The following is an 11,325-nucleotide window of genomic DNA, read 5'->3' as shown; positions in this document are numbered from 1 at the left end:
CATAAGTGGCCGTTACCTAAATAATGGATATGTACTCGGTCTGATCCAAGACCCCGGTCGGCTGTCAGGCCGCCATCGGGAGCAAGCCCCCCCCACATTAGGAGCGGGGCTCCAAAAAACTCGCACATTACGCCCCATCCACTAAGCTCAGTCCCTGACAAAAAGACCGAGAAGCCCACCATGCCCCACCCCACCGACACCTTCCGCGCCCACTACCGTGCCAACGTGCATCGCCATTACAACCCCTGGCTGCACGCCACGTTCGTCCTCGGCTACGGCATTGCCTGCATGACCCTGGCCTGGTCCGCCACCGCCGGCATCTCCGCGCTAGAGTGGCTGACCGTGCCCTTGACCCTGGTGTTCTTCAACCTGTGCATCTACCTCGTTCACCGCCACCTCGGCCATCACAAACATGGGTTCGCCCGGCTGTTCTACGCACGCCACACCGGCGACCACCACAGCTTCTTCACCCCTGGGCACATGACCTACGACAGCCCCCGGGACTGGCGCGTCATCCTGTTTCCCGCCTGGCTGATCGTGCTGCACAGCCTGGCCATCACCCTCCCCGCCTGGTGGCTGCTCAAGCAATTGAGCCCCAACGTCGCCGGGCTGTTTGCCGGGTGCATGATCCTCGGCTACCTGCTCTACGAAGTGTTCCACGCCTGCGAACACTTGCCCGCTGAACACGCGGTGGCGCGTCTGCCATGGATTCGCCAGATGCACCGCCTGCACGCCCTGCACCACCGTCGCGAGCTGATGCAGGGGCGTAATTTCAATATCGTGCTGCCGTTGATGGACTATCTGTTTGGCACTTTGCATTGGGAACCCACGGTAAAAAAAAGGGGCAGTCCAACTGGACTGCCCCCCGCTTCACACACATAGATCAATCAGCGCACGATGGTCTGGCTGCAGATGTGGCCGAGGCTGACGTATTGGACGTTATTGCCACCCACGCCCACACCAGGGAACTCCCTGAGCTCGATGCGCCAGCCGCCCTCGTTGAACCAGGTTTCCCAGTTGTAGGTCTGGCCCGAGGCGCTGTCCGGGTACCGCACTTTGTAGTCGCCAGAGCAGGTGCCCAGCGCGACATTCCCCGAGGCTGCACCGGTGATGCCGGTCGTGGCCTCATAGTCGACCCAGTTGTAAGTGGCGCCAAAATGCTTGTCGACACGCAGTACAGGGGTGACGCCACGCAGGGGCTCGCCAGTGCTGTCTGACCACTGGGTGCTCCAGCTCAGATTGCGGGCCGCCTGGGTGGCCAGTTGGAAGATCGAGCTGGGGATGCGTACCACGTTATCGCCGTTCACATTGTGCTGGTTCAGGCGTGGCGCCGAACCGAGGGTCAGCTTGTATTGAGCCTGAGGGTTCAGTGCCACCGCTGGATTGGCCCGTACACGCACCTTGACCGTGTAGCCCGGCGTCAGGTTGGGATAGGTGGAGGTGGAGCCCTGCGGGACCTCCACCCACTTGGTGCCATCGAACCGCTCGAAGATCCACTGGTTACGCGTGCCCGCACCGTCATCGCCCAGGAACATGCCCACACCTTGGCCACGCAACGAGACGAAGGAGAAGTAATCCACGTCATTGACGCTGTCGAGGTTACCAGTCACCTGGTTCAAGGCATCCGGCAGCGCGAACGCGGTTTGCTCAGTGTCATTGGGCTCGTAGGCATCGATGTTGCTGTCCACCGCCACGCCGAAACTGAACTGCGCGTTACTCGCGGTATTGGCCACCATGAACCAGTAGTAGTCACCGGCCGGCAACACGCCGTTAAGGTATTCATCGGCACTGCCAGGGTTATCCGAGGTGCCCAGTGGCGTCAGGTTACCCTGGCCATCATCGTGGAACAGGGTCAACGACATGTCCGTACCGGCGCTCTGGTTCAGCAGTTGCACCTGGATTCGCGAGTTTTTCGGCAGGTTGAAGTGATAAGCGATTTGCGCGCCGGTCTCCACCCCGGTAACGGTGTAAAGGGTATTGATATCCAGGGTCGGAAACAGCGGCGTGAATGCAGCAATTGCAGACTGCTTCGCTTGCGCCGGATCAGGTTTTTGCAACGCCTCAACCTTGGTGTCAATCGCCACGTTGCTGGCGACTGCTTTGCTCTTGACGACTTTGGACTGGCCGCTCTTGGCCGCATTGAGCTTTTGCTTGAGCGCATCCGAAACGGTGGCCGTCTCCAGCGTGCCGCCAGGTTTCAACGCTTTGTCCACGGCCTGCTTGACCGTCTGTGCGCTGAGTTTCAGAACAGGTTGCTCGGCCAGGGCGAAGGCCGAAACGAAGCAGGAGGCCGCCATGGCCGCGCCCAGCATAAAGGCTTTTTTCGATTTCATTTTTTTATCCATCCATAGTTAAAAAATTGAAGCTCAGGTAACCGGTGACATCCGGTCACCTGGGATGGACTGTAGGACAATGCTGTATGGATGTACAGTATTTTTTCAATATTTTATGGGACTGCTTCGCTCGGGTCGTAGGAAGAGTCGGCGAGACTGCAGCGTCCTAATACCCGGTCATCTCCAGATACCCCACCCCCCCCTCAAACCGCACCGGCCCTTCCCAGTACGGGATGCTCAAACTCATCCACGCCTTTGGATTGACCGCCTGGATAGTGATATCCAGCTGTTTGCCAGGAATCTTCAGCGACCAGTGCGTAGGAATGCTGCGCCCGTCGATGCCCGTGGTGGCGAGCGGTGTGAGTTGGATATCGGCGTTGTGCAGGGTCTCGGTGTGGCCTTGGGCGTCGATCCATGTGCCAGTGAGATACCCGCCCCCGTCCTTTTGCCGCACGCGAAACAGCATCAGTTGCTCGCCCCGGTCCAGGTGCAGGGAAAACCAGTCCCAGCCGGTCTGGCTGGCAGACAGGGGTTGGCTGCTCCATTCGCGGTCGAGCCAGGCCGGGCCGCTGACCTGGTAAGTCTGGCCGTCGAGGCTGACGCTGCCGCTGGCAGTGAAAAACGGCTGGCTGTAGTAGTACGACGCCTGGCCCTGGTCGGATTTGCGGCTGTAGCCCTTGTCGCCTTGCAACACCAGCGGGCGGCTGGAGGTCAGGCGCAGGTCGTAGGCGAATTGGGCACCGCTGGCCTTGAGTTGCATGTCGGCCAGGGGGCTGGCGGCGCCGGGGTGGGTGGCGAAGTTCCAGTCGTCGATCCAGGCGTTGAACGGCACCGCCTGGGCTCCGGCCTGGCCGACGCCGCCGCGGGCCAGGCGTTCGGCGGCGTAGTGGCGGGTGGCCGAAGTGACGGCGGCGTGACCGAGCCACACCGTCGAGTCGTGCCAGCCCGGTTGCGTGGGGCCGGCCTTCAGCGCATTGCGAAACAGCGTCCATTGCACACCGAAGACATTGCCCTGGTCATCCTTGAGGTTGGCGGTGACGTACCACCATTCGATACGAAAGCCTGGGTGCGGGCCATGATCCTCGGGAAAGCTGAAGACTTTGCCGGGCACTACCTGAGTAAAGTCCGCCGCCTCACTGCCCAGGCCGGCGAAGCTGGTCTCAGGCGCGGGCGTCTTGTCGCATGCGCTCAGCAGGAACAAGGCGGCGCAGCACAAGGCCTTAATCTTCATGGGCAAAGGTCCTCAACAAATCCGCCGGGCGGCTGCGGTACAACTGCCACAGGGGCCAGGCAGACGCCAGCAACGTGGCAACCATCGCCAGCCCCAGCAATTGCGCAAGCTGCCACGGGAACACCTGCAACGGCAGGCGCCAACCGAAGGCCTGGACATTGATCACCGCATCCAGGCACCACGCCAGCAGCAGCCCCAACGGCAGCGCCAGGATCAGCGTGAGCAACGCCAGCAGCCAGGTCTGGCCCAGGTTGAGCAGCATCAGCTGGCGCCGTGTCACACCCAATGCCCACAGCGGCGCGAGTTGGCCGAGGCGGCTCTGGCTCTGGGTCAGCAGGCTGATGAACAACGCCACGCCAGCCACGCCCAGCGTAAGGCTGTTCAACGCGGCAGTGGCGGCGAAGGTGCGTTCGAAGACCTGGCTGGACCAGCCCTTGAGTTGCTGTTGATCGACAATGCGGTTGTCTTCCAGGGCAAATGCACGCTGCACTTCACCCACCAGTGCCGGCACGTTCTGGGGCGCCACCCGCAGGTTGAAACGCGCCGGTAACAGTGTCGGCCAGTGCGCCAGCAAGTGCCGGGCATTGACCAGCAGATGGCCCTTGGGATTGCCATAGTCGGCGTAGATCCCGACGATCTGCGGCGCCCAGCTTCCCTGTGGCGTAGGGATCGAGAGGGTATCGCCCAACTGAACGTTCAAGCGTCGCGCCAGTTGCTCGCTGAGCATCACGCTGTCGTCTTGCAGCAAGCGGTCCCAGGGTGCGTTTGCAGCCTCAAGCAACGGCCAGTGCTGGCGATAGGTGGGGTCGTCGACCACGCCGAACACGTCTGCCGGCCAGCCTTGCAGTTGCACCGCGGCCTGCCAGGTAGGCAACACTGCCTGCACCAGCGGCTGGCGTGCCAGCCAGGCATTCAGTTGCTCGGCCTGGGCCGGGTTTTGCGGGTTGAGGTACAGCTCGGCGGTCAGGCGCTGCTCCAACCAATGGTTGAAGGTCTGGCGGAAACCCGAGGTCATCGAACCGGCGCCGATATTCGCCGCCAGGGCCAACAGCAGCGCCATCAACGCCAGGCTCAGGGCCGGCAGTTGCTGGCGGCAATCGGCGAGGAACCATTGGCCGAGCACCGCGCGACTGCGACCCAGCATGGCTTTCAACAGCCCGTTGAGCAGCACCGGCAAGCCCAGCGCGGCGCCCAGCAGCAACGCCGCCATCAGCACAAAACCGGCGGCCAGGCTATCGCCCAGCCACAGCGCCAGCAGCGCGATCAGCAACGCCGCAGACGCCACCCAACCCTGGCGCCGCAACCAGCGCCCATGGGCCTCATGCCAGGCTTGGGCGTTGGCCAATGCCAATAAGGGTAGGCGCGCGGCACGCCACAGGCTGCTGGCCCCTGCGAGCAGTGCGCCAAGCAGGCTCAAGCCCAGGCCGGCGAGCCACCACCAGGGGCTCAAGCTCAGTTGGCCCGGGACTTCAGCGCCATACAGGCCACGCAAACTGGCGGCCACATCCGGCAGCAACAGGCTGGCCAATACATATCCGCTGGCGATGCCGAGCAAGCCGCCCAGCAACGATAAAACCCCCAGCTCCACGCCCAGGCTCAGAATCAGCATCCGCGCGCTGACGCCACAGGCACGCAAGGTGCGCAGCAGGCCACGGCGTTGTTCCAGGGCCAGGCCGATGGCCGCGTGCACGATAAACAGCCCCACCACAAAGGATAGAAAGCCCAACGCATCAAGGTTCAGGTGAAAGCTCTCGGTGAGGCGCGCGAGGTTGTTGTCCTCACCCTGCTTGAGTTGCAGCGCGGCGGGTGGCGTGGGGCGGCGGGCGGCGAAGGTGTTGTCCAGCAGCAAGCGTGACAGTTGCCCCTGCATGTGCAGCAAGGGTTGGGCAAACGCAATATCGGTCAGCAGCAAACCCGGCGCCATGTCCGCCTGTACCTGCAACGGCGGCAGGGTGTGCCCGTTGACTGTCTGCGGCTGATCGCCCTCGTGCAACCCAAGCGCCTGCAAGGTTTGCGCAGCCACCCAGGTACGCCCTGGCGGGGTGAAAAATGCCAGCATCTGCGCCTGGCTCAAGCGTTGCCCCGCCACACTGCCACTGCCGGGCAACGACACCGGGTCGATGCCCATCAGTTGCAGGCGCTGTTGCTCGTGCCCCTTGAGTACCAACCGTTCCTGCACCACCGGGGACACCGGCCACCCGGCGCGGCGCAGTTGGGCAAACAGCGCTTGCGGGAAACTGGCGGCGTCCGGCGCATTCAGGCTGGCTTGGGGCTCACCACCGATCAACTGGCTGGCGCGGGCATAGCTGTCCCGTGCCTGGCTGTTGAGGGCCTGCACGCCGGTCAATAACGCCGTGGCCAGCCACAGACCGGTGAGCACGCTGAAAAACTGCACTGGGTGACGTCGCCAATGGCTTACCAACGCACGCAACGTCCAGTAGAACAGTGCCATCTCAGCGCGCATCCATCGGCACGACACGGCCATGATGCAGCACCACCTGGCGGTCCAGGCGTGCGGCCAGGCGTGGGCTGTGGGTGACCATCAACAGGCTGGTGGGGCTGTCGCGCAGCAGGTCCAACAGCAGTTGCAGCACCTCATCGCTGGTGGTTTCGTCGAGGTTGCCGGTGGGCTCGTCGGCCAACAGCAAGCCTGGGCGCGATGCCAGGGCTCGCCCCACCGCTACTCGCTGTTGCTGGCCTCCGGATAGTTGCTCAGGGTAACGTTTGAGCAAATCGCCCAGGCCCAGGCGCTCCACCAACTGCGCCTGCCACTGCACATCGAAACGCCCGGCCAATCGCGCCTGGAACGCCAGGTTGTCCTCCACGCGCAAGCTGCCGATCAGGTTGAACTGCTGGAACACCAGGCCGATTTCAGTGCGCCGCCAATGGGCCAGTTGCGCCTCCGTCAATTGGTCGAGGCGCTGCGCGCCGATTTGAATGCTGCCGCCATCCACACGGTCCAGCCCGGCCACCAGGTGCAACAGCGTACTTTTGCCGCTGCCCGATTCGCCCATCAGCGCCAGGCTGCTGCGTTCCCCAAGGTAGAGGTCGACACCCGCCAGGACGCCCAGCGGGCCTTGGGGGGTGGCGTAGTTTTTTACAACACCTTGCACCTGCAACATAAAAACGCTCACTGGAAGGACTGCCAACGAGAATAACGGCTGATTATGCAGCCCATGCAAATTTTTCACATGGATTTCACTGCCTGCCCATCCTCGACACTTTAGATTGCGCGTCAAACGGCGATAAGCCGCAACTTATTAGTTAGTGCACAGGGTGTTGTTAATAGGCAGGTGTTCAGGAAAAAGACAGCAGCGCTATGACAGGCTCCTGTTCCACAACGGGCAACTGCCCATTCACTGTGCGTGTTTATAAACACAACTATAGAGCCAAAGGTGAACAGCGTGGCAGATATGACCCTGGCCAACCCTAAACTCAAAGGGGCACGGTTAAAGCGCCTGAAAAAATACCGCCTGCATTTGCTGGGTATCACTGTTACCGCCGTTCTTCTGACGGGCTTCCTGTTATGGCCGGTCTCGCCGCTGGACTTGGGCGTGGGCAACCGACTGGTAACCTCGGGGGTGCTCGCCAGTTGGCGCAATGGTGACGTGGTAGTGCTGGTGCGCCATGAAGAGCGGTGCGACCGCTCCACCAACCCCTGCTTCGGCCCCGCCAGCGGCCTCACGGTCCAGGGCAGCCAACGCGCCGCGCAGCTGGGAAAAGCCTTTGATTCATTGGGCATGGAGCTTACCGACGTGCTCAGCAGCCCCACCACGCGCACCGCCCAGACCTCACTGTTCATGTTCGGCAAGACCGAGCTGTCGCCGGGGCCCCTTGCCATCTGCGGTGACGCCATGGGCGAGGAAATCCTCGGCCACAAACGCAGCGGTCGCAACCTGATGCTGATCACCCACAGTGCCTGCATGAGCGACTTCCAAAAGTCGCTTGGCTTCCCCCACGCTGCCGCCGCCGAATACGGCAGCGCGCTATTCGTCAAGGTATTGCCCAACGGCGAATTCGAGGCATTGGGCACTATGAACATGCGGCAATGGACGGTCGCACTAAAACAACTTTAAACACACTTTTTTACATATATCACGGTTATTACGTTCAGCAAAACGACAGCCCGGTTATGGCATGTTCGCTTGCACCTTTTAGTTAGTATCCCCTCAATGGTTCAGTGAACATCGTGACTCTTCGCCCTGCATATTTAATTGCCTCATTGTGTCTTATTGAACGTCATGGAGCGACGTACTCATGACCCGCTTGAATCCCCTGCCTTGGTTATTACTCGGCTTTGCCGTCTTCTTTCTGCTGCCTTTGGGCTTGCATGGTTTGTGGACCCCGGATGAAACCCGCTATGCCCAGGTCAGCCAGGAAATGCTGATGAGCGGCAACTGGGTGGCGCCGCACTTCATGGGGGTGCGTTACTTCGAGAAACCTGCCGCCGGCTATTGGCTGATAGCCCTCGGCCAGGCCGTGTTCGGTGAAAACCTGTTCGGCGTGCGCATCGCCTCGGTGCTGAGCACTGGCGTGAGTGTGCTGCTGGCCTACCTGCTCGCCCGGCGCTTGTGGAACGATCCGCGCAAGAGCTTCGCCTGCGCCCTGCTGTACATGAGCTTTGGCCTGGTGGCCGGGCAAGCGGGGTATTCCAACCTCGACCCGCAATTCACCTTATGGGTGAACCTGAGCCTGGTAGCGCTGTGGTTTGCCCTGGACAGCCGCACACCCCGCGAACGCCTGTGGGCCTGGGCAGTGTTGGGGTTGGCCTGCGCCATGGGGTTTATGACCAAGGGTTTTCTGGCCTGGCTGCTGCCGGTACTGATCGCTGTGCCTTACCTGCTCTGGCAGCGCCGCGTGGGCGAGCTGATGCGTTACGGGCCGCTGGCAGTACTGGTCGCCGTGCTGGTGTGCCTGCCGTGGGCCCTGGCGGTCCACCTGCGGGAACCGGATTACTGGCATTTTTTCTTCTGGCATGAACACATCCGCCGCTTTGCTGCCGACAACGCACAACATGCGCGGCCGATGTGGTTCTTCCTGCCGATCATGGTGGTGGCGTGCCTGCCGTGGGCCGCCTTGTTACCCACCACATTGCGCAAGACCTGGCAGGAAAAGCGCCAGCCGGCGATTGCCTTTCTCGCCCTGTGGCTGCTGCTGCCCCTGGGCTTTTTCAGCCTGAGCAAAGGCAAGCTGCCCACCTACATCATGCCGTGCCTGTTGCCCCTGGCATTGCTGATGGGTCACGGGTTGATCGACCTGATCAAGCAAGGCAAGGCGCGCACGATCGTGATCAACGGCGCGGTCAATTTCACCCTTGGCATGGTCGCCATGGTGGGGCTGATTTACCTGCAAATCACCGACCCGCTGTACGGCAACAGCCATGCCGAGATGTTCAGCCTGTCCCTGGTGTTTATCGTGCTGCTGGGCTGGATCCTCGCCAACCTGCTGCAAGCAGTACGGCCAATGACGTTATGGGCGATGCCGGCCCTGGGTATCGGCTTGCTGGTGGCATTGTTGCCGGCGGGCATGCCGGCGCTGATCGCGGATAACGAAATGCCCGACCAGTTCGTGCTTGAACACCTGGAGGAACTGCAGCAAACCCAGGCTTTGCTGAGCAACGAACTGGGGGCCGCGTCGGCCTTGTCATGGCGCTTGCGACGGCCGCAAGTGGCCTTCTACAGCACCGTGGGCGAGTTGCGCTACGGCCTGCATTATCAAGACTCGGCACACCGCAAGATCACGCTGGATAACGTCCAGGCCTGGTTGGCCGAGGCTCGCCAGCAGGGCTCGGTCGGCGTGCTGATGCGAGTCAGGAGCACCAGCGAACATCGCGAAGAAGGGCAACTGCCTCCCGGCGGCAAGCGTTATCGCAAAGGCAACCTGGTACTGACGATTTACCCACGACAACCTTAATGCAGTGCCTGCCACAGGGAACACCCATGAGCTTCTGGAGAACCGAACGCGGCGCCTTGGCTGTATTGCTGGGCACCTCGGCCTTGCTGTTGCTATTGGGCCTGGGCAGCCGCGACCTGTGGGGGCCGGAAACCCGCTGGGCGAACATCGCCTTGCAGATGCTGCAAAGCGGTGACTACTTCGATCCCTATCTCAAAGGCACGCCCTACTACGACAAACCCCTGCCCTCGTACTGGCTGATCACAGGCTTCGCCCATCTGACGGGCGGCCTGGGGCCGTGGTCGCTGCGCCTGTCATCGGTGATTGCCGCATGGCTGAGTATCTGGCTGATCTACCTGATTGGCGAACGCCTGTTCCGCAAGGGCACCGGGTTGATTGCCGGCTGGATGCTCGCTACCACCTTCTACTTTCTGTTCTGGGGGCGAGTAGCCACCGCTGATGTGCTGACTGTGTGCGGCGTGCTGGCGGCGGTGTGGTGGTATTGGCGTGGGCCGGACGACACACGACTGGGGCGCTACACGGTATTTTTCCTGCTGTTGGCAGTCACCTCACTGTTCAAAGGCTTGATCGGTTTCGTGCTGCCGGGGCTGCTGCTGTTGCCGCACCTGCTCAACGAGCAGCGCTACAAACGTCACCTCAATCTGCGCCTGCTGCTGGCCGTACTCATTGCCGCAGCGTTCTACGCGATTCCTTTCGTATTGTCCCACTACTACAGCGCGCCCACTTACGGCCAGAGCGGCCTGGAACTGGTATTGCGGGAAAACGTGGTGCGCTTCTTCGACCCCTTCGATCATATGGGGCCGATCTACACCTACCTGATCTACCTGCCGGTTTACACCCTGCCCTGGGCGCCCTGCTGGCTGCTCGGCCTGTGGCTGGCCGTGCGGCACTGGCGCCACACCCCGCCCAACGTGCGCTGGCTGGTGTGGGGCCTGGGCCTGTTGTTTGTGTTCTTCACCGCCAGCGGCAGCCGTCGCAGCTACTACGTACTGCCGCTGGTGCCATTTGCACAATTGCTCGCCGCCTGGTGGCTGAGTGAACGCCTGCAAACAAAACCGGCGAGTTGGCCGCGTTGGCAGAAAGGTTTTGGACTCAGCGCAGGCTTGATGGTGCTGGTGCTGGGCGTGATATACCCCTGGACCAACGGCAACGGTGGCGTGACCCGCTTCGCCGCAGACCTGCAGGCCCAAGCGGTGAAAAGCGCACCGTGGAACCAGTGGCAAATGGTGCTGGTGGAGGTCGACAACAAGCTGCCGATGTACCTGCAAAACCATGGCAAGCCTTTCTATTACGTCAGCGAAACCCAGGACTTCCCCCGCCAGGGTGACAGCGCCGCATTCATGGCCTGGCTGGACAAAACCAGCGGCCAACGCTTCGACCCGCAGCGCACGATTATTGTCGTGCAGTATTCCAAGCAAGAGCCGACGCCGCTGGCGTTCCTGGGGATGGATCATCAGGTGGTCACCACGCAGCCGGATAATGGCGAGCGGTGGTTCCAGAAGCGTGAGGGGGGGAGCGTGGCGTTTGTGCCTGGACCACGCTGAGCCTGTGTCACTACTGGCCTTTCGTCATGGTTTGTAAAGGGCCAGCAAGTCGCATCCCTTTAAATTGAAGGACGTTTCCGAGACAATCCCCGCCGCCTTGTGCCGGTTGGAATCGGTGGCTAGTCTGCGATCCGTCACTGCTCATCAGTGATCGGGTTTAGTCGCCCGGATTCCAGTTGTGCGCAAGCTGTCACCCTGCTCATGGTGGCTGTGCGCAGGGCACCTTCGGGTGCGCCGGATCCAACTGGCCGGTCGACTAACCTGCGTACAGCCGCCTCCCAACGTTTAGTCGCGAAGGGTTCGG

Annotated in this window: 8 protein-coding genes; 4 read left to right on the top strand and 4 right to left on the bottom strand. The window is 61.7% G+C overall.

Translation table 11 applies throughout. From position 1 onward, the window contains the following. Positions 1-180 precede the first annotated feature (180 nt). On the top strand, positions 181-882 hold the full coding sequence (locus KVH01_RS28825; protein WP_217883743.1) for a sterol desaturase family protein: 702 nt from the start codon (positions 181-183) through the stop codon (positions 880-882). Positions 883-887: 5 nt separating this feature from the next. Here KVH01_RS28825 and KVH01_RS28820 read toward each other — a convergent pair whose 3' ends face one another. The 4 genes from KVH01_RS28820 to KVH01_RS28805 all read right to left on the bottom strand — a co-directional run bounded on the left by KVH01_RS28820 (position 888) and on the right by KVH01_RS28805 (position 6,686). Further along, a complete protein-coding gene (locus KVH01_RS28820) occupies positions 888-2,333 on the bottom strand; it encodes a hypothetical protein (protein ID WP_217883742.1) in 1,446 nt (481 codons plus the stop codon). 166 nt (positions 2,334-2,499) lie between these two features. Continuing rightward, complete coding sequence (locus KVH01_RS28815; RefSeq protein ID WP_217883741.1) at positions 2,500-3,564, bottom strand: lipocalin-like domain-containing protein; 1,065 nt, start codon at positions 3,562-3,564, stop codon at positions 2,500-2,502. Then, positions 3,554-6,016 (bottom strand): ABC transporter permease, encoded by a 2,463-nt coding sequence (locus tag KVH01_RS28810; protein WP_217883740.1) that lies wholly within the window; start codon positions 6,014-6,016, stop codon positions 3,554-3,556. Before KVH01_RS28810 ends, KVH01_RS28815 begins: the two co-directional genes overlap by 11 nt. 1 nt (position 6,017) lies before the next feature. Then, the gene (locus KVH01_RS28805) at positions 6,018-6,686 is read right to left on the bottom strand and encodes an ABC transporter ATP-binding protein (protein ID WP_217883739.1); all 669 of its coding nucleotides are present in this window, start codon (positions 6,684-6,686) and stop codon (positions 6,018-6,020) included. A 273-nt stretch (positions 6,687-6,959) separates the two neighbouring features. On the opposite strand from KVH01_RS28805, the gene pmrG reads away from it, so the two are divergent. The 3 genes from pmrG to KVH01_RS28790 all read left to right on the top strand — a co-directional run bounded on the left by pmrG (position 6,960) and on the right by KVH01_RS28790 (position 11,021). Then, positions 6,960-7,640 carry a lipopolysaccharide core heptose(II)-phosphate phosphatase PmrG gene (gene pmrG / locus KVH01_RS28800; RefSeq protein ID WP_217883738.1) on the top strand — a complete coding sequence of 227 codons (681 nt, stop codon included), beginning with the start codon at positions 6,960-6,962 and terminating at the stop codon, positions 7,638-7,640. Positions 7,641-7,821: 181 nt separating this feature from the next. Next, on the top strand, positions 7,822-9,477 hold the full coding sequence (arnT, locus tag KVH01_RS28795) for a lipid IV(A) 4-amino-4-deoxy-L-arabinosyltransferase (protein ID WP_217883737.1): 1,656 nt from the start codon (positions 7,822-7,824) through the stop codon (positions 9,475-9,477). 26 nt (positions 9,478-9,503) lie between these two features. Further along, the gene (locus KVH01_RS28790) at positions 9,504-11,021 is read left to right on the top strand and encodes an ArnT family glycosyltransferase (protein ID WP_217883736.1); all 1,518 of its coding nucleotides are present in this window, start codon (positions 9,504-9,506) and stop codon (positions 11,019-11,021) included. The last annotated feature ends 304 nt before the right edge of the window (positions 11,022-11,325 follow it).

It is taken from the genome of Pseudomonas khavaziana (assembly GCF_019145205.1).
GTDB lineage: Bacteria > Pseudomonadota > Gammaproteobacteria > Pseudomonadales > Pseudomonadaceae > Aquipseudomonas > Aquipseudomonas khavaziana.
Note: the sequence above shows the minus strand (reverse complement) of the source record. Positions and strands in the feature narration are given on the sequence as shown.

Bases quoted from the DNA above. Each gene is read 5' to 3' on its own strand.
- KVH01_RS28825 (WP_217883743.1), top strand. From the start codon at position 181: ATGCCCCACCCCACCGACACCTTCCGCGCCCACTACCGTGCCAACGTG.
- KVH01_RS28820 (WP_217883742.1), bottom strand. From the start codon at position 2,333: ATGAAATCGAAAAAAGCCTTTATGCTGGGCGCGGCCATGGCGGCCTCC.
- KVH01_RS28815 (WP_217883741.1), bottom strand. From the start codon at position 3,564: ATGAAGATTAAGGCCTTGTGCTGCGCCGCCTTGTTCCTGCTGAGCGCA.
- KVH01_RS28810 (WP_217883740.1), bottom strand. From the start codon at position 6,016: ATGGCACTGTTCTACTGGACGTTGCGTGCGTTGGTAAGCCATTGGCGA.
- KVH01_RS28805 (WP_217883739.1), bottom strand. From the start codon at position 6,686: ATGTTGCAGGTGCAAGGTGTTGTAAAAAACTACGCCACCCCCCAAGGC.
- arnT (WP_217883737.1), top strand. From the start codon at position 7,822: ATGACCCGCTTGAATCCCCTGCCTTGGTTATTACTCGGCTTTGCCGTC.
- KVH01_RS28790 (WP_217883736.1), top strand. From the start codon at position 9,504: ATGAGCTTCTGGAGAACCGAACGCGGCGCCTTGGCTGTATTGCTGGGC.